A 16,629-nucleotide genomic window follows, 5' to 3' on the forward strand; every position below is an offset into this window, starting at 1 on the left:
AGCCCGAGGGCCGCGGCTTCCGGAGATGCAGACCGGGTGATACAGGCCGGGTCAGGCGGCGCGGCGCTCGTGGCGTCCCTCGTTCACTTCCTCGATGATCTTGGCGACGAAGGCCGGCAGGTCGTTCGGATTGCGCGAGGTCACGACGCCCTTGTCGGTGACGACTTCGCTGTCCTCCCACTGCGCACCGGCATTGATCATGTCCTGCTTGATCGTCTTGTAGGAGGTGAGCCTGCGGCCCTTGGCGATGCCGGTGTCGATCAGCAGCCACGGCGCGTGGCAGACGGCGGCGACCACCTTGCCCTGCTCGAAGAAGCTCTTGATCAGCGCCAGCGCCTTGTCGTTGCCGCGCAGCGTGTCGGGGTTCATCTGCCCGCCCGGCAGCACGATGGCGTCGTAATCATCGGCGCGAGCCTGGTCCAGCGCGCGGTCGACCTTCACCGGCCGGCCCCAATCCTTCTGGTCCCAGCCCTTGATCTCGCCCTGCTCCGGCGAGACGATCTCGACGATGGCGCCGGCCTTCTTCAGCGCGGCATGCGGCACGTCGAGCTCCGACTGCTCGAAGCCGTTGGTGGCGAGAATCGCGATTTTCTTACCGGCCAGATCGCTCATGGCGTTCTCCTGAACTTGATGGGGATGTGTTCAGGTGAACAGCCGGCGGCCCGAAGCGTTCCCGGACAAAAGGTCGCGCGCGTGTCTCGCGCTCGCAGATGACCTCAGCGGAAGATGCGCTCGCCTTCCGTATCGACGATCTGCTGCCCCTTGGTCAGGGTGAAGTTCGCCGCGTCTTCTTCTCCCGGAAAGCGGTCGGCGCGGATGAAGCGGTGGCTCTTCGTCTCGCCCTCGACGACCTTCTCGATCACGCCGCAGAGCTGATAGCCGCCCTCTTCCTTGTAGGGCGTCGCATGGATGGTGAAACCGTTGTGCTCGATGCTCTTGACCGGGCCGGCGGGCTTCTCCTCGGCCGGCTTGCGCCCGCCGCCGAACAGCGATTTCAGGAAGGACATCGCGGCACTCCTCCGGCCCGAACAGATTGGCCCATGATCGTCGATGCAGGGAGAAGTAGTCGCCCGCATCCCTCCTGCCAAGCGCCGGCACGAGCGCCACCAGAGCGGCCTCCCCGTGGCCAGCAGCATCTTGGCAAGGGCAAGGGCTTGGATTATGGAGCCCTCATCGGGTCCATGCCCGTTCGTAAGCGTCTCACGTCAGGCAACGCATCCTCCTCGGCTCGGCCGTCAGGATGCTCATCGATGGCCTGCCGCTTGCGAAAGACCTAACCCATGTCACGATCTGGATACCGCAAGCTCCCTGCCCGCTACGGCGCGGTGGTGATGCCGCTCATCCTCTCGGTGCTGATGACCTTCGTGGTCTCGGGCATCGCAACCCTCAAGGCGCTGGGCTTCGGCCCCGATCTGCTCAGGGTCTGGCCCATCTCCTGGGGCCTGTCCTGGCTCGTCGCCTTCCCGACGCTCCTGGTCATCCTGCCCTTGGTCCGCAGGATGGTCGCGCTCGTGGTGGCGCCACCCGCCTGAGAAGCCTGCTCACGCCGCGAGGTGCAGAACCACCTCGCGGCGATGCGGGCGCACGCGATGCTCGAACAGGTAGAGGCCCTGCCAGGTGCCGAGCATCAGCCGCCCGCCCATCACCGGAATCGAGAGGCTGACCGGGCTCAGCGCCGCCTTGATATGGGCGGGCATGTCGTCCGGACCCTCCGCCCGGTGGACGAGATAATCCATCGCCGGATCGTCCGCCGATGGCACCAGCCTGCGGAAGAAGGCGTCGAGATCGCGCTGCACGTCCGGATCGGCGTTCTCCTGGATCAGCAGCGAGCAGGAGGTGTGGCGGACGAAGACCGTCATCAGCCCGCTCTCCTCCCCGCCCTCGCGCAGGAACGCGTCGGCCCGGCGCGTGAACTCGTAAAGGCCGGGCCCGCGCGTCTCGACCGTCAGAAGCGTCTGGCGGGCCAAGTTCAACGCTCCGTCAGGGCGAGCTTGGCCCCGAGCGCGACGAAGGCGGCCGCGAAGCTGCGCCTGAGCCAGGCCATCACCGCCGGGCGGCTCACCACCTTGTCCCGCATCGCTGCGGCGAAAGCGCCGTAAAGCGCGAAGACCACGAAGGTCATCGCCATGAAGACGCCCGACAATTCCAGCATCCGCGCCATCGGGCCCGCCCCGTCGGCTGCGATGAACTGGGGCAGGAAGGCGACGAAGAAGATCGAGAGCTTGGGATTGAGCAGGTTGAGCGCCAGCCCGTCGCGCAGCACCCGCCAGGCAGAGCGCGCATCCGGCCTGGTATCGACCGAAAGCGCGCCATGCTCCTGCAGCGTCTGCCAGGCCATGAACAGCAGATAGGCGACGCCGGCATATTTCACGACCGCGAAGGCGAGCGCGCTGGCATGCAGCAGCGCCGCCAGCCCCAGCATCGCCGCGAGCAGATGCGGCACGATGCCGAGGGTGCAGGCGAAGGCCGCGAGCAGGCTGGCCCGCGAGCCGCGCGTGAGCCCGGCGGCGATGGTGTAGAGCGCGCCGGTGCCCGGCGAGGCGACGATGATCAGGGAGGTGAGCAGGAATTCGGGGGACATGGGCGCAAGCCTCCGGGGAGCAGCGGCCAGCAAGCCGCAAGCCGCGGCCGGGATCAACCCCGCTGCCGGGCCTATCCGCCCGCGACCATAAAGCTTAGGTATTGACCTAAGTATTTTTCTGGGCTTGGATCGCGCCATGTCCGCGACGCCCCCCGCCCTCGACGACACCTTCCGCGCCCTGGCCGATCCGACCCGGCGCGCGGTGGTGCAGGCTTTGGGGCGGGGGCCGGCCTCGGTCAGCGAACTCGCCCGGCCTTTCGAAATGGCGCTTCCGAGCTTCCTTCAGCACCTCAAGGTCCTGGAGGAGAGCGGGCTCGTCACCACGGCGAAATCCGGGCGTGTGCGCACCTGCTCCCTGTGCCGGGAGCCTCTCGCCGCCGCCGAAACCTGGCTGGAGGCGCAGCGCAACCTCTGGACGCAGCGCCTGGACCAGCTCGACGCCTTCGTCCTGCAACTGAAAAATGACGAGGAACGCCCATGACGACCCTGCCCGCCGCCGCCTTCGACCCGGCGCTCGATCTCGAACTCAAGCGCGAGGTCGCGGTGCCGCCGCATCTGGTCTGGCGTGCCTGGACCGAGCCGGCCCTGCTCAAGCAATGGTTCACGCCGGCCCCCTGGCGCACCACGCATTGCGAGATCGACCTGCGCCCCGGCGGCCAATTCCGCACCGTGATGGAGGGCCCCAATGGCGAGAAGCACGACAGCACCGGCTGTTTTCTCTTCGTCGTCCCCGAGACGCTGCTGGTCTTCACCGACGCGCTCGGCCCCGGCTACCGCCCGCTGGGCTCCGGCTTCATGACCGCCTTGATCGAAATCGAGCCGACGGCGATCGGAACGCTCTACACCGCCCGCGCCCTGCACAAGGACGAGGCTGGCCGCAAGCAGCACGAGGAGATGGGCTTCCAGCAGGGCTGGGGCACGGCGCTCGACCAGTTGGTGGCGCTGGTGAAGGGGATGTGAGGGAGGCGGCCTGCCTCGCCGGTCTATGACGCCTAGCTCAGTCCCGGCGTTGCCGGCGCCTTACACAATTGGCTGGCCTGCGAGGAAGAGCCACGGCGCGAACAGCATCTTGAGATAGGAACTGTTTTTCGCGCCGATGCTCGAACCGACATCGCCCCAATGCGACAAGCCGTAGGCACAGCCAATCCAGAGGATGGCCGAGGCTTGCCACATGGGAAGGAGGCGGGGCCAATCCGGGGCCCAGCCGAAGCGGCGCAAGCCCGCGACGATGATCAGCAAGATTGGGCCGGTATTGGCCATCAGGGCCAGGAGCCCGAAGGCCAAGATCGGGAAGATCACCATCGACGAGATGAGCGTTGTCATGGGGAACGCCAGAACCAGCGACAGCAGGACGCTCGCGATCCATTGTCCGCGTGTCAAAGCCATTGTGCCCCTGCCCGTTCCGACAGTCCGAGCCCGGAGTATTCGCGTTCCTTGATAACGTTTTGTGAAAAAGGGCGCCGGAGCGCCCTTTGAAGACAGAAGGTTGAACGACCTCAATTGTCCAGGAAGCTCCTGAGCTTCCGGCTCCGGCTCGGATGCTTCAGCTTGCGGAGCGCCTTCGCCTCGATCTGGCGGATGCGCTCGCGGGTGACGCTGAACTGCTGGCCGACCTCTTCGAGCGTGTGGTCGGTGTTCATGCCGATGCCGAAGCGCATGCGCAGCACGCGCTCCTCGCGCGGGGTGAGCGAGGCGAGCACGCGCGTCGTGGTCTCGCGCAGGTTGCTCTGGATCGCCGCGTCGATCGGCAGGATCGCGTTCTTGTCCTCGATGAAGTCGCCGAGATGGCTGTCCTCTTCGTCGCCGATCGGGGTCTCCAGCGAGATCGGCTCCTTGGCGATCTTGAGGACCTTGCGCACCTTCTCCAGCGGCATGGCGAGCTTCTCGGCCAGTTCCTCAGGCGTCGGCTCGCGGCCGATCTCGTGCAGCATCTGGCGCGAGGTCCGCACGATCTTGTTGATCGTCTCGATCATGTGGACGGGGATACGGATCGTGCGGGCCTGGTCGGCGATCGAGCGGGTGATCGCCTGGCGGATCCACCAGGTCGCGTAGGTGGAGAACTTGTAGCCGCGGCGGTACTCGAACTTGTCGACCGCCTTCATCAGGCCGATATTCCCTTCCTGGATCAGGTCGAGGAACTGCAGGCCGCGATTGGTGTATTTCTTGGCGATCGAGATCACGAGACGCAAGTTTGCCTCGATCATCTCCTTCTTCGCCTGACGCGCCTCGCGCTCGCCCTTCTGGACCATCAGCACGATCTTGCGGAACTCCTGGATTTCCAGGCCCGTCTCGGAGGCGAGCGTGTGCACCTCCTCCCGCAGATCCTTGATCCGGTCCTTCTCGGCGGCGACGAATTCCTTCCAGCCGCGCGAGCCCAGCTTGGAGACGCGCAGGACCCATTTCGGATCGAGCTCGCCACCGACATGCTGCTTGAGGAAGTCCTCGCGGCCGACGCCATAGCTCTCGGCAAGCCGCAGCAGGCGCGTCTCATGGCCGATCAGGCGCTTGTTGATGTCGTAGAGCTGCTCGACCAGCGCCTCGATGCGGTTGTTGTTGAGCGAGAGCGACTTCACCGCGGTGATGATGTCGTCCTTGAGCTTCTTGTATTTGCGGTCCTGCGAGGGGGAGAGCTTGGCGTTCTCCAGCCGGCCGGCAATGTCCTGGTCCTGCAGGCGGCGCAGCTTCTTGTAGTCGTCGGCGATGGCGTTGAAGGTTTCCAGAACGCGCGGCTTGAGCTCGGCCTCCATGGCCGAAAGCGACACGTTGTTCTCCATGTCGTCGTCGTCCATGTCCGGCGGGGTCTCCCCCTCCGGAGTCTCGGCGGCCTCGGCCTCCTCTGCGCCCTCCTCGCCGGCTACGACCGGGTTCTTGCCGTCCGGGCCAGCATAGGTCGCCTCGAGATCGATGATGTCGCGCAGCAGAACCTTGCCGTCCACCAGCTCGTCGCGCCAGATGATGATCGCCTGGAAGGTCAGCGGGCTCTCGCAGAGCCCTGCGATCATCGCCTCGCGGCCGGCCTCGATGCGCTTGGCGATCGCGATCTCGCCCTCGCGGGAGAGCAGCTCGACCGAGCCCATCTCGCGCAGATACATCCGCACCGGATCGTCGGTGCGCTCGGTCGGTTCGAGATTGCGCTTGGTTTCCGTCGGCAGGGTCTGGCGCGAGGCCTCGACCAGGTCGCCGCCCTCGACCTCGTCCTCGTCGCCGGCCGCGGCGCCTTCCTTGCGGTTGGCGCGGTCCTCGCCGGCGGCTTCCGGATCCTCGTTGTCGACGACGTTGATGCCCTGCTCGCTGAGCTGGCCGAGCACGTCCTCGATCTGCTCGGACGAGAACTCCTCCGAGGGCAGCACTTCGTTCAGTTCGTCATAGGTGACATAGCCGCGCTTCTTCGCGAGCTTGATCATCCGCCTGACGGCCTGATCCGTCAGGTCGAGCAGGGGACCGTCGGTGGTCGGAGGGGCATCCGGCGCAACCTGATCGGTCTTGTCCCGTTCGCTCGCTTTCGTCGCCATCAATAGCGCTCCGCTCCTGCGCCGGAATGGCCGTGGCCATATACCGACGCATAAAAGGGCGGCGCGACCGCAGGCCCGGCGCGCTCACCCACCCAAATCACTCGTTCGCAGATGGCACCCGACCTCGTTGACGAATCGTGAACCACCCGAGGCCTTCGCGCACATCGACGGGCAGCGACCACCAAGGCCCGGCGCTTCAATCCTCGGACATGGCCTCGATGCCCTCGATCGTTTCGAGGCGGGCCTTGACGTCCTTGATCCAGGCGAAATTGGCTTCGGTCGCTTCGTCAGCCAATGCACGCTCGGCTGCTCGCAACTCGCTATTTAGCGTCCGCGCGCGCTGATGCAAGACGACGGCCTGATGAATCGAGTCGAAAACCGATTCAGGATCAGCGCCTTGCGCCAGTTTCAGGCGCTCGGCCGGCCCCGTGACAGCCAGCAACTGGCTGTAGGCCTCCCTCACCCGCGGCTGCGCCAGCCGCTCGGCGAGACGCTCCCGGTCGAGGCTTTCATCGACCGCGTCGAGCAGCGCCTGGCGCACGCGCTCGGCCGCCGGCCCGTCGAGCGAGAGCTCGGCGATGTCGTCGAGGCAACGCAGGATCAGCTCGGGATGGCTGGCCAGAGCCAGCAGAATGAAGGCCTCGCGCTGGTCCTCGCCGCGAACCCTGGCGATCATCCGCGACTGGGTGAGCGCGCTCGAAGCCCGCAGCGGGCCGGCGAGCCAGGGCGGCACCTGCCGGAAGCTGCCGCCGCGCCCGCCGCCCGAGAAGCTGCCCTTGCCGCGCTGGAAGCCTCCGTTTCCCCGCTCGGGCCGGGCCGGCGCGGCGCTCGCGAAGAGCTGGGCCAGCCGCTCGTCCATCTCGCGGCGATAATGCCGGCGGGTCGCCTCGTCGCGGATCTGGCCCAGCGGCTCCTTCAGCCGGCGCTCGAAGGCGGCGCGTCGCTCCGGGGTATCGAGCGGGCCGGCCTCGACCTCGCGCTGCCACAGCATGTCGGCGAGCGGGCGCGCCGCGGCCAGGACCTCCGCGATCGCCGACTTGCCGCCGGAACGCGCCAGATCGTCCGGGTCCTGCCCGTCCGGCAGCAGCGCGAAGGAGAGCGACTTGCCGGGTTCGAGCAGCGGCAGCGCCAGATCGATCGCCCGACTCGCGGCCTTCCGGCCGGCCTTGTCGCCATCGAGGCAGATCACCGGCTCGTCCGCCATGCGCCAGAGCAGGCCGAGCTGGTCCTCCGTCAGCGCCGTGCCGAGCGGCGCCACCGTCTGCGGGAAGCCCGACAGCGCCATCGCGATCACATCGACATAGCCCTCGACGACGATCACCTGGCCCGTGTCATGGGCCGCCTTGCGGGCATTGTGATGGTTGAACAGCAGAGAGCCCTTGTGGAAGAGCGGCGTTTCCGGCGAGTTCAGGTACTTCGCCGAGACCTCCGCGCTCATCGCCCGCCCGCCGAAGGCGATCACGCGGCCCCGAACGTCATGGATCGGGAACATGATACGGTCGCGGAAGCGGTCGTAAGGGACGGCGATCTCCTCGCCATGCACCAGCAGCCCCGCCTCCATCATCAGCTCGGCCGGAACGCCCTTGGCTGCGAGATGGTCGCGCAAGGCGAAGCGATCGGCCGGACCGTAGCCCAGACGAAAGCGCGTGCGCGCCTCCCCGTCGAGCCCGCGGGTCGAGAGATAGCGCCGCGCGGCGGCGCCGCGCTCGCCCGTCAGCTGCGCCTCGAAGAACTGCGCCGCGAGTTCCACCACCTCGTGCAGCCCCTTGCGCCGCTCCTCCTGGACCTGCGCCTCCTGGCTGATCTTCGGCAGCGTCACCCCGGCTTCGCCCGCCAGCTTCTCGACCGCCTCCGGGAAGGAAAGCCCCTCTGTCTCCATCACGAATTTGAAGATGTCGCCGTTCTTGCCCGAGGAGAAATCGAAGAAGGAGGCCTTCTGGTCGTTGACGAAGAAGGAGGGCGTCTTCTCGGCGTTGAAGGGCGAGAGCCCCTTCCATTCACGCCCCGATTTCTGCAGGCGCACGCGCTTGCCCACGACCGCCGAAACCGGCAGCCGCGCCTTGATCTCCTCGAGGATGGAGGGCGGGAACTTCATGGGGTTCTATCTGAGCCCTCGGCCGCCGCTTGCCAAGCGGCCTGCAGCGTCGCGCGGCACTTGGCCGACATATCCACAGCAGCCCCTTCGTGACAAAGAAAAGGGCGAAAAAGGAAGAAAGCCATGGCGCTCAACATCAAGGACCGCGAAACCGAGGAGGCCATGCGCCTGCTCGCGCGCCGCTGCGGCCTGAGCTTGACCGAGGCCGTGCGCCAGGCCGTCAGGAGCGAGCTCGGCAAGGACGAATTGTCCGAGAGGAAAAGGCGCGGCGCGTGGCGGAGGCGATGAAGCGAATGGACGCTCTCGATCGCAAGTACGGAGTTGAACCACCCGAACGGTCCATGACCAAGGACGAAATGGACGCCATCATCGGCTACGATGAGAACGGAATGTGGTGAGCATCGTCGTCGACACCTCCGCGATCATCGCCTGCCTGACAGGAGAGCCGGAGCGGCCCGAATCCATGCGGATTCTGGCGCTCGCGCACCGGCGCGTTCTGTCCAGCGTCAACCTGCTGGAGGCTCTTCTCGTCGTGTCGGGGGCGAAAGGCCTGCCGCGAGACTGGCTTGACGACTTCATCTCCAACGAGGGATCGACATCGTCCCTTTTGTCGAAGCGCACGCCAACCTCGCCTTCGAAGCCTATGCTCGCTACGGCAAGGGCCGGCACCCGGCGCGCCTGAACATGGGCGATTGCGCGGCCTATGCGCTGGCGAAGGCCCAGGGCTGGCCGCTGCTCTACAAAGGCGCGGATTTCTCCGAAACGGATATCGAGCGGGCTTGAGCGCCCGCCCGACTGCGGCGCGTTACCCGCCGAGCGCGGCCTTCACCATCGGGCTGACCTTGCCGAAATCCATCTGCCCGGCATAGGCGCCCCGCAGCAGGCCGATGACCTTGCCGATGTCCTTCACGGCGGTGGCGCCGGTCTCGGCGATGGCCTTGTCGATCGCGGCCTTCACCTCGTCCTCCGACATCTGCTTGGGCAGATAGGCGGAAATGACCGCGACCTCGGCCCGCTCGCCATCGGCGAGTTCGGGGCGGGCATTGGCGTCGTAGATCGCGATCGATTCCTGGCGCTGCTTGATCATCTTCTGCAGCACGCCGAGGATCTCGTCCTCCGTCGCTTCGCCCTTGCCGGCGCCGCGCGCCTCGATGTCCTTTTCCTTCAGCGCTGCGATGATCAAGCGGATCGCGGCCACCTTGTCCTTATCGCCGGCCTTCATCGCCTCCTTCATATCGGGCATGAAGCGCTCGCGCAGGCTCGTCATCTGTCGTTCCTTTTTGTGTGTGCGGCCTGCGCCAGCTTCGATTGACGGGCCGGGCCCGCCTCTTTAAGGCTCGCGTTCCAGACCGGCGGAGCGGATTTCGCAAGCCCCGCCACCGCATTCTGCCGCGATCAGCGGCCTGGACCGAGACATAGACATGACCGCTCACGAAGGAAACCCCGCCGAGACCGGCTGGACCGAACCGCGCGCGACTGCGCTCCTGGTGCTGGCGGACGGCACGGTGCTGGAAGGCTTCGGCCTTGGTGCCGTCGGCGAAGCGCCGGGCGAGGTCTGCTTCAACACGGCGATGACGGGCTATCAGGAAATCCTGACCGACCCCTCCTATGCCGGGCAGATCATCACCTTCACCTTCCCGCATGTCGGCAATGTCGGCGTCAACGAGGAGGACACCGAGACGGTCAACGCCGCCGCCTCCTCCGGCGTGCGCGGCTGCGTGCTGCACGCCGCCATCACCGAGCCTTCGAACTGGCGCTCCGCCCGGCATTTCGACACCTGGCTGAAGATGCGCAACATCGTCGGCATCTGCGGCGTCGACACCCGCGCGCTCACCGCGCTCATCCGCGACAACGGCATGCCCAACGCCATCCTGGCTCACAGCCCGGACGGCGTCTTCGACATTGAGCGCCTGAAGAAGGAAGCGGCCGCCCTGCCCTCCATGGCGGGTCTAGACCTCGTGCCGCTGGTTACCTCGACCCAGCGCTATGACTGGGAGGAGACCCCCTGGGTCTGGCCGGCAGGCTATGGCAAGCGCGAGACGGCCAGGCACAAGGTCGTCGCCATCGACTATGGCGTGAAGCGCAACATCCTGCGCCTGCTCGCCAAGGCCGGCTGCGAGGTCACCGTCGTGCCCTCGACCGCCACCGCGCAGGAGATCCTGGCGCTGAACCCGGACGGCATCTTCCTCTCCAACGGCCCCGGCGACCCGGCCGCGACCGGCGAATACGCCGTGCCCGTGATCAAGGAACTGCTCGAGAAGAAGGTGCCGACCTTCGGCATCTGCCTCGGCCACCAGATGATGGCGCTCGCCATCGGCGGCCAGACCATGAAGATGAAGCAGGGCCATCACGGCGCCAACCACCCCGTGCAGGACAAGACCACGGGCAAGGTCGAGATCGTCTCGATGAACCACGGCTTCGCCGTCGATCCCGCCAGCCTGCCCGCCAACGCGGTCGAGACCCATGTCTCGCTCTTCGACGGCAGCAACAGCGGCATCGCGCTGACCGACCGGCCCGCCTTCAGCGTCCAGCACCATCCGGAAGCGTCGCCCGGCCCGCAGGACAGCCACTATCTGTTCACTCGCTTCGTCGAGCTGATGGACAAGGCGAAGGCGGCCTGAGCCGCCGCTTCCGCGCAAACCTGCTTGACCGCGCGCGCGCCTCGCGGTTTAAGCAGCTCATGACCAGCCTGATGGCCAGCCTCCGCAGCTATTACGCCCCGTCCTCATAGAGGCGGTGGCGTTCCCATGCTCAACCGCCGCGCTGGCGGTTGAACTTCAGGCTCTTCTCCGACATCGCGGCCCACCTTCCGGACCAAAGCGATGTCACCGTCTCTCAGAAGCGTTTCCACCATCGGGATCATGGGTTTCGGCGCCTTCGGCCGCCTGATGGCCCGCCATCTTCAGCCGCATTTCGCACTGCGCATCCACGACCTGCATTGCCCGCCCTCGCCGGATGACGGTGGGCGCGGCCTGTCTCCTGCCACTGCAGACGAGGTCGCGGCTTGCGACCTCGTCATTCTCGCCGTGCCCGTTCCCGCCATTCCGGACGCCATCGCGGCGCTGCACCCCCATCTGCGCGCCGGCACGGTCGTGCTGGATGTCGGCTCGGTCAAGATCGGGCCGGCCCGGGCTCTCGTCGAAGGCCTGCCGACGCATGTCGGCATCGTCGGCACGCATCCGCTGTTCGGCCCGCAGAGCGCCCGCAACGGCCTCGCCGGCCTGAAGATCGCGCTCTGTCCGATTCGCGGCGGCGCCACGCCCCGCATCGCCGCCTTCCTGCGCCATGTGCTGAAGCTCGAGGTCATCGTCACCACGCCCGACGCGCATGACCGCGAGGTCGCGATGGTTCAGGGCCTGACCCATCTCATCGCCAAGATCCTGGTGCGGATGGAGCCGCTGCCGCGCCGGATGACGACAGCGAGCTTCGACCTGCTGATGCAGGCCACCGACATGGTCCGCTACGACGCGCCCAACGTCTTCATGGCGATCGAGCGCGCCAATCCGCATGCCAAGGCGGTTCGGGACCGCTTCTTCAGCCTGGCGGAGGAGATGCGGCTCTTCCTGGAGCGGGGGCATGACGCAGCCGAGACACGCGCCCCGGACGATGCCTCGCTGGAGCAGGCGTCGTAGCGCGCCTGCGACGCCGACAGCCCTATGCAAGGGCGGAGCACCCCGCCATATCGGGAGCCATTCCCTGCCGGACTGCAATTCATGACCGACAACCCGCTCGCGCATCCCGGCGCCGCCCATCCCGACCTGCGGGAGCAGATGATCTCAAATCTCGTCCGCATCTTCTATGCGCGGGCGAGGCGCGACGAGGTCATCGGCCCCATCTTCGAGGCGGCAGTGGAGGATTGGGAAGACCACATCACGCGCATCACCGATTTCTGGAGCAATGTGATGCTGCGCACCGGCCGCTACGAAGGCCGGCCGATGCGCCCCCATCTCATCCTGCCGCTGACGGCCGCGCATTTCGACCGCTGGCTCGAACTCTTCGAGGCGACGGCCCATGAGATCTGCCCGCCGGATATCGCCTGGGCCTTCATCATCCGCGCCCGCCGCATCGCCGACAGCTTCGAAATGGCCCGCGCCAGCCAGCGCGGTGAGGTGGCAGGGCCGCGGCACAGCGTGCGATAGCCGCACTCTCCGTTTGCGAAAACGCGGGCCGTCCCGCGCGGAGCAAGGCGCAGGGCCTGCACAGGTTCCGGCCGGGCGAAGCCCCTGCCGGTTGCGCCGGCCCGCCCTCTATGGCTAGTCGAGAGCACAGGCCGGCACGCGCGGCCGCAGGGGATAAAGGCGAAGCATGTCCTGGCGCGATTTCTGGAACGGCGAGCACGCCATCTATGTGTCCCCGCGCCACAAGGCCCTGCACTACCGGCAGATCGCAACCGACCTGATCGGACATATCCCCTCGCGCGAGGCTGTCGTGCTCGACCATGGTTGCGGCGAGGCCCTCGACGCCGCCCGCGTTGCCGCGGCCTGCGGCCGGCTCTATCTCTGCGAAGCGGCGCCCAGCGTGCGCGAGAAGCTGCGCAGCCAGTTCGGGCGCATCGACACCATCGCGGTCGTCGCGCCGGAAGAGGTCGAGGCCCTGCCTGAGAACGCGCTCGACCTGGTCGTCGCCAATTCGCTGATCCAGTACCTCTCCCGCGACGAGCTGAAGGCGCTGCTCGTGACCTGGCGCGAGAAGCTGAAGCCCGGCGGCGCGCTCGTCCTCGCCGACGTCATCCCGCCCGATGTCAGCCCGCTGACCGATGCGACCCAGCTCCTCGGCTTCGCCTGGCGCGGCGGCTTCCTCACCGCTGCGCTGGCCGGGCTGGTCCGCACCGCCTTCTCCGACTACCGCAAGCTGCGGGCGCAATATGGGCTTGCGACCTATGCGGCCGAGGATGCCATGGCGCTGGTCCGCGAGGCAGGCTTCGTCGAGGTCCGCCGCGACGCCAATTTCGGGCACAATCCGCATCGCATGACCTTCAAGGCGAACAAGCCGGACTGATCGGCCGGTCCATCTGCCGGGCCAAAGGTCGCCAGCGCATCGATGTCGCCCGAACCGCTTGATCTAAGCCGGAAAATATGGCTTGAGCGCGCCTTGCTCCCATGCCGAGGCCGCCGTGCAGGACCCCTTCGCCTGTCCCTATTGTGAGGCCTCGCTCAACCGGGGCGTGTTGTCCTGCCGCTGCTGCGGGCGCGATCTGACACCCGTTCTGCCGCTGCTGAGCCGCCTCGATGCGCTGGAGGCCCGTCTCGCGGCCTTCGAAAAGAGCGCGGAGGAAGACCGCGCGGCCCTGGCGGCTCTCGCGGACCGGCCCGCGCCAGCCGAGATTGCCGCCGCCTCTGGGAACCAGGCCGAAGCGGCGGAGGCCCTCCCCGCCGCGCCACACGTCCTTCCGGCCGCACGACGCCGCTTCTGGGTGCTGCCCTTCGGGCTCGTGCTGCTGCTGCTCGCCTATTGCGCCGTCGTGCTCTGGCTCGATCTGCCGCTCTGGGTGCTGCGGCTGGCCTCGATCGCGATCCCCTTCGTCACCGGTGCGATCTATTTCGGCATCCGCCCGCGCCTGATCGCCTTCGACCTGGGCGTTGCGATCGCCTTCGCGATTTTTTCCGTCGCGACCATGAACGCGTTGCTCGGCTGGCACGACAACATACCGCTCCTTCCGCAGGGCCCGGCGGCCTGGCGCGAGACGGCGTTCTACGCGCTCAGCATCGCGGCCTCGATGTTCTCGGGCATGCTGCTGCGCGTCACGCAGGCTGCGCTCGCCGCGCGCGGCCTCGTCTCGCTGCCGGAACTGCGGAAAGGGCTGCTGGCCGTGCATGGCAAGGTGCCGATGGAAACGCTGAAGACCATCGAAACCACCATTCTCATGGTCAGCACGGTCATATCCGCCATCGCCGGCCTCGTCGCCGGCATCCTGGGAGTGAAATAAGAATGATGATCACGCCTGTGCTCGTCCGGCACATCCTGTCTGCCGCCTTTGTCGCCGCCAGCCTGAGCGCCGCCGGCGCCGCGGAGCCGATCCAGCTCATCACCCCCAGCGAGGCGGGCATGCCGACATCGGCCATGGGCAATGGCAGCACGCGCAATCTCACCCGCGGCCCGGGCATCGACACGCTGCCGACGCCGGACAAGGGCGTCGACGGCAAGCCGTTCCGCCTCGCCGTGCGCTTCATGCCGAGCAATGGCGTGCCGGTCGATCCTGCCAGCGTGCGCGTCTACTATCGCCGCCAGCCGCCGGTCGACATCACCGAGCGCATCAAGTCCTTCATCACCCCGGCCGGGATCGACGCCCCCTCGGTGGTCGTGCCCCCCGGCACGCATGTGATCGAGATCGAGGCGATGGACAAGGAAGGCCGAATCGGCCGCCGGCAGCTGACCCTCACGGTCGCGCCCCAGCATTGAGCATCAGGCGCCGCGGTCGGCGAAGCTGAAGAACTTGTGCCCGAGGAACGAGAACACCATCACCAGGCCCGTCGTCACGAGCTGCATCGGCAGATAGGGCAGGCCGAGCCGCGTAACGAAGAGGTGCATCAGGACGCCGGTGAGCGCGAAGCCACCGGCGGCAATCAGTCCGAACCGCCAGCCGGCCTGCGCATGGCTGCGCGTCGCCTCGAAGGTCATCCAGCGGTTCAGCGTATAGGAGACCAGCGCGCCGACGACGAAACCGGCGAGCGTCGCCGGGACGGGGTCGAACCGCCCGAGTTCGACGAGACCGACCAGCACACCGTAATGGGCGATCGCGGTCAGCCCGCCGGCAAAGCCGTAGACGAGAAGTTGGCGGAACTGGCGCGGATAGCGGCGGGACGACATCGCCGCAGCCTATAGACCAGCAGATCGAGGCTGCCTACGGGCCAGGGACGGTCATCGATGCCGGCACCGCGGCCGCGCAACTCACGGGCGCACATTCTAAACGAAAGCCGAACAGAATGTTCATTATTTCCGCGTATGCAACAATCGCACGGGCGAGCCGTCCATGCATTAGACCTTATTTATGTTAGTGCAAAGCGCCTCTATGCCACGCAATGCTCGATTTCGTCACATTCAACGAGCCGACCACCTGATCAACATTTGCCGATGCGGCAGCATGTTCGGCGTGTTTCTCGGCCTTTTTTGGTTATCGATTTTTGTGGTTTCGCAGCACTGGACAGCCGCAATCGGGCTTGCGACGCTCGGAATCCTGGCAATCCCGTGTTGGCTCATCGGGCGCAGCGGCAAATTCTCTCTCGGCCTGATGTTGGCCCAGATCGTCTGCCTGACCTACATCGTCTTCTTCGCGCTGGTTTTCGATATCCCGACCACCGCGATCCCGCGCACCACTCATCTTTACCTGCTCGTGATCGCGGTGGTCGGCTTCATCAACTACCGGCGCGAACCCTTGCTGCTTCAAGTGCCGATCATCGTCGCCTGCCTGGTGGCGTTTATCGCCATCGCGGCCGTCAACCCGTCCGTCGCCATTGCGATTCCGATGTCGGAGAGCGTGAGATCCGCCGGAGCCTGGATCAACGCCAGCGTCTCGATCTGCATGCTCGGCGCCTGCATCGTCGCGATGCAGATCGACCTGTCGCGGAGCACGGACATCGCGAGCGAACTGCAGAAAGCGCTTTGGAAGCGGCAGTTTCGGCTGGTCTATCAGCCGCAGGTGGATGCCGAGGGCAAGGTCCTCGGCGCGGAGGTGCTGCTGCGCTGGACCCACCCGAAACGGGGCGAGGTTCCTCCGGCCGAGTTCATTCCCCTGGCGGAGCAGGTCGGCTTCATGCCGCAGCTTGGGACCTGGATCATCACAGAGGCCTGCCGAACGCTCGCCGACTGGCGAGCAGATGAGTCGAGGAGAGCCCTTACCCTCTCGATCAACGTCACGGCCGACCAGTTCATCCAGCCCGACTTCTATGCCGCGCTGCGGCAGGCGGTCGACAGAAGCGAGATTGCCCCCGACAGGCTGAAGCTGGAGTTGACCGAGACCGTCTTCGTCAACGACGTGGACGCCATCGTCACGAAGCTGTTGCTCCTGCGGCACGCGGGCTTCGCCATCTCGCTCGACGATTTCGGCACCGGTTATTCGTCACTGAGCTATCTGCGCCAACTCCCGTTGAACCAGATCAAGGTCGATCGCAGCTTCGTGCGGGGCGTGGCCGAAAGCCGCCGCGCGGCCGCACTGGCCAAGACCATTGTCCAGATCGGGCACGATCTGGGCCTCGATGTTCTCGCCGAGGGCATCGAGACGGAAGAGCAGCACCGGATCATGCAGGCCTATGGCTGCACCGGCTTCCAGGGTTTTCATTTCGGCCGCCCGATGCCTTTGCCCGCCTTCGAGCAATGGCTCGCCGAGGCGCAGCGCCCGGCCCCGCAGGCCCGCGTGCCTGCCATGGCGTAACGGGATCGGCGGAACGCTCCGGCGCGTTTCCAACCTGTGCGTTGATCGGGTGGAGGCGCGCTTTTCCCTTCCC

Annotated in this window: 22 protein-coding genes; 13 read left to right on the forward strand and 9 right to left on the reverse strand. The window is 66.6% G+C overall.

Going from position 1 to position 16,629, the window contains the following annotated elements; translation table 11 throughout:
• Positions 1 to 51: 51 nt before the first annotated feature.
• Together BW981_RS06500 and BW981_RS06505 are read right to left on the reverse strand one after the other, a co-directional pair.
• The gene (locus BW981_RS06500) at positions 52 to 612 is read right to left on the reverse strand and encodes a type 1 glutamine amidotransferase domain-containing protein (RefSeq protein WP_076437374.1); all 561 of its coding nucleotides are present in this window, start codon (positions 610 to 612) and stop codon (positions 52 to 54) included.
• Between the two features lie 104 nt (positions 613 to 716).
• The gene (locus BW981_RS06505) at positions 717 to 1,007 is read right to left on the reverse strand and encodes an HlyU family transcriptional regulator (protein ID WP_076437375.1); all 291 of its coding nucleotides are present in this window, start codon (positions 1,005 to 1,007) and stop codon (positions 717 to 719) included.
• A gap of 273 nt (positions 1,008 to 1,280) precedes the next feature.
• Between BW981_RS06505 and BW981_RS06510 the strand changes: the two genes are divergently transcribed.
• Entirely contained in the window at positions 1,281 to 1,532 is a 252-nt protein-coding gene (locus BW981_RS06510; RefSeq protein WP_076437377.1) for a DUF2798 domain-containing protein, read from the forward strand.
• Positions 1,533 to 1,541: 9 nt separating this feature from the next.
• Here BW981_RS06510 and BW981_RS06515 read toward each other — a convergent pair whose 3' ends face one another.
• Positions 1,542 to 1,967, reverse strand: a complete 426-nt coding sequence (locus tag BW981_RS06515; protein WP_076437378.1) for a secondary thiamine-phosphate synthase enzyme YjbQ — start codon at positions 1,965 to 1,967, stop codon at positions 1,542 to 1,544.
• 2 nt (positions 1,968 to 1,969) lie between these two features.
• Complete coding sequence (locus BW981_RS06520; RefSeq protein WP_076437380.1) at positions 1,970 to 2,581, reverse strand: LysE family translocator; 612 nt, start codon at positions 2,579 to 2,581, stop codon at positions 1,970 to 1,972.
• Positions 2,582 to 2,717: 136 nt separating this feature from the next.
• Between BW981_RS06520 and BW981_RS06525 the strand changes: the two genes are divergently transcribed.
• Together BW981_RS06525 and BW981_RS06530 are read left to right on the forward strand one after the other, a co-directional pair.
• Positions 2,718 to 3,062, forward strand: coding sequence for an ArsR/SmtB family transcription factor (locus tag BW981_RS06525; protein ID WP_076437381.1), 345 nt, complete (start codon positions 2,718 to 2,720; stop codon positions 3,060 to 3,062).
• Positions 3,059 to 3,541, forward strand: coding sequence for an SRPBCC family protein (locus BW981_RS06530; protein ID WP_076437383.1), 483 nt, complete (start codon positions 3,059 to 3,061; stop codon positions 3,539 to 3,541). Before BW981_RS06525 ends, BW981_RS06530 begins: the two co-directional genes overlap by 4 nt.
• A 60-nt stretch (positions 3,542 to 3,601) precedes the next feature.
• On the opposite strand, the gene BW981_RS06535 is transcribed toward BW981_RS06530, so the two are convergent.
• The 3 genes from BW981_RS06535 to dnaG all read right to left on the reverse strand — a co-directional run bounded on the left by BW981_RS06535 (position 3,602) and on the right by dnaG (position 8,188).
• The gene (locus BW981_RS06535) at positions 3,602 to 3,967 is read right to left on the reverse strand and encodes a hypothetical protein (protein ID WP_076437384.1); all 366 of its coding nucleotides are present in this window, start codon (positions 3,965 to 3,967) and stop codon (positions 3,602 to 3,604) included.
• Between the two features lie 110 nt (positions 3,968 to 4,077).
• Positions 4,078 to 6,093, reverse strand: a complete 2,016-nt coding sequence (gene rpoD / locus BW981_RS06540; RefSeq protein ID WP_076437386.1) for an RNA polymerase sigma factor RpoD — start codon at positions 6,091 to 6,093, stop codon at positions 4,078 to 4,080.
• A 196-nt stretch (positions 6,094 to 6,289) separates the two neighbouring features.
• Complete coding sequence (dnaG, locus tag BW981_RS06545; RefSeq protein ID WP_076437387.1) at positions 6,290 to 8,188, reverse strand: DNA primase; 1,899 nt, start codon at positions 8,186 to 8,188, stop codon at positions 6,290 to 6,292.
• 123 nt (positions 8,189 to 8,311) lie between these two features.
• On the opposite strand from dnaG, the gene BW981_RS06550 reads away from it, so the two are divergent.
• The 3 genes from BW981_RS06550 (at position 8,312) to BW981_RS23600 (ending at position 8,971) form a co-directional block, all read left to right on the forward strand.
• The gene (locus BW981_RS06550) at positions 8,312 to 8,476 is read left to right on the forward strand and encodes a type II toxin-antitoxin system VapB family antitoxin (protein ID WP_083712208.1); all 165 of its coding nucleotides are present in this window, start codon (positions 8,312 to 8,314) and stop codon (positions 8,474 to 8,476) included.
• A gap of 106 nt (positions 8,477 to 8,582) precedes the next feature.
• A complete protein-coding gene (locus BW981_RS22995; RefSeq protein WP_175624062.1) occupies positions 8,583 to 8,870 on the forward strand; it encodes a type II toxin-antitoxin system VapC family toxin in 288 nt (95 codons plus the stop codon).
• On the forward strand, positions 8,786 to 8,971 hold the full coding sequence (locus BW981_RS23600; RefSeq protein ID WP_280174187.1) for a type II toxin-antitoxin system VapC family toxin: 186 nt from the start codon (positions 8,786 to 8,788) through the stop codon (positions 8,969 to 8,971). Before BW981_RS22995 ends, BW981_RS23600 begins: the two co-directional genes overlap by 85 nt.
• A 22-nt stretch (positions 8,972 to 8,993) precedes the next feature.
• Here the strand turns inward: BW981_RS23600 and BW981_RS06560 are convergent, their stop codons facing one another.
• Positions 8,994 to 9,455: a GatB/YqeY domain-containing protein gene (locus tag BW981_RS06560; protein WP_076437389.1), complete on the reverse strand. Its 462-nt coding sequence runs from the start codon at positions 9,453 to 9,455 to the stop codon at positions 8,994 to 8,996.
• Between the two features lie 154 nt (positions 9,456 to 9,609).
• Here BW981_RS06560 and carA point away from each other — a divergent pair, with 154 nt between their 5' ends.
• The 6 genes from carA to BW981_RS06590 all read left to right on the forward strand — a co-directional run bounded on the left by carA (position 9,610) and on the right by BW981_RS06590 (position 14,587).
• The gene (carA, locus tag BW981_RS06565; RefSeq protein ID WP_076437390.1) at positions 9,610 to 10,809 is read left to right on the forward strand and encodes a glutamine-hydrolyzing carbamoyl-phosphate synthase small subunit; all 1,200 of its coding nucleotides are present in this window, start codon (positions 9,610 to 9,612) and stop codon (positions 10,807 to 10,809) included.
• 201 nt (positions 10,810 to 11,010) lie between these two features.
• On the forward strand, positions 11,011 to 11,820 hold the full coding sequence (locus tag BW981_RS06570; protein WP_076437392.1) for a prephenate dehydrogenase: 810 nt from the start codon (positions 11,011 to 11,013) through the stop codon (positions 11,818 to 11,820).
• 81 nt (positions 11,821 to 11,901) lie between these two features.
• On the forward strand, positions 11,902 to 12,327 hold the full coding sequence (locus tag BW981_RS06575; protein WP_076437394.1) for a group III truncated hemoglobin: 426 nt from the start codon (positions 11,902 to 11,904) through the stop codon (positions 12,325 to 12,327).
• 166 nt (positions 12,328 to 12,493) lie between these two features.
• On the forward strand, positions 12,494 to 13,186 hold the full coding sequence (locus BW981_RS06580) for a class I SAM-dependent methyltransferase (protein ID WP_076437395.1): 693 nt from the start codon (positions 12,494 to 12,496) through the stop codon (positions 13,184 to 13,186).
• Positions 13,187 to 13,268: 82 nt separating this feature from the next.
• Positions 13,269 to 14,114, forward strand: a complete 846-nt coding sequence (locus tag BW981_RS06585; RefSeq protein ID WP_076437397.1) for a hypothetical protein — start codon at positions 13,269 to 13,271, stop codon at positions 14,112 to 14,114.
• Between the two features lie 2 nt (positions 14,115 to 14,116).
• Positions 14,117 to 14,587 carry a hypothetical protein gene (locus BW981_RS06590; RefSeq protein WP_076437399.1) on the forward strand — a complete coding sequence of 157 codons (471 nt, stop codon included), beginning with the start codon at positions 14,117 to 14,119 and terminating at the stop codon, positions 14,585 to 14,587.
• A gap of 3 nt (positions 14,588 to 14,590) precedes the next feature.
• On the opposite strand, the gene BW981_RS06595 is transcribed toward BW981_RS06590, so the two are convergent.
• Positions 14,591 to 14,995, reverse strand: a complete 405-nt coding sequence (locus BW981_RS06595; protein WP_076437400.1) for a GtrA family protein — start codon at positions 14,993 to 14,995, stop codon at positions 14,591 to 14,593.
• Positions 14,996 to 15,416: 421 nt separating this feature from the next.
• On the opposite strand from BW981_RS06595, the gene BW981_RS06600 reads away from it, so the two are divergent.
• Positions 15,417 to 16,556 (forward strand): putative bifunctional diguanylate cyclase/phosphodiesterase, encoded by a 1,140-nt coding sequence (locus BW981_RS06600; RefSeq protein WP_244560245.1) that lies wholly within the window; start codon positions 15,417 to 15,419, stop codon positions 16,554 to 16,556.
• The last annotated feature ends 73 nt before the right edge of the window (positions 16,557 to 16,629 follow it).

Source organism: Allobosea sp. TND4EK4 (assembly GCF_900156025.1).
Taxonomy (GTDB): domain Bacteria; phylum Pseudomonadota; class Alphaproteobacteria; order Rhizobiales; family Beijerinckiaceae; genus Allobosea.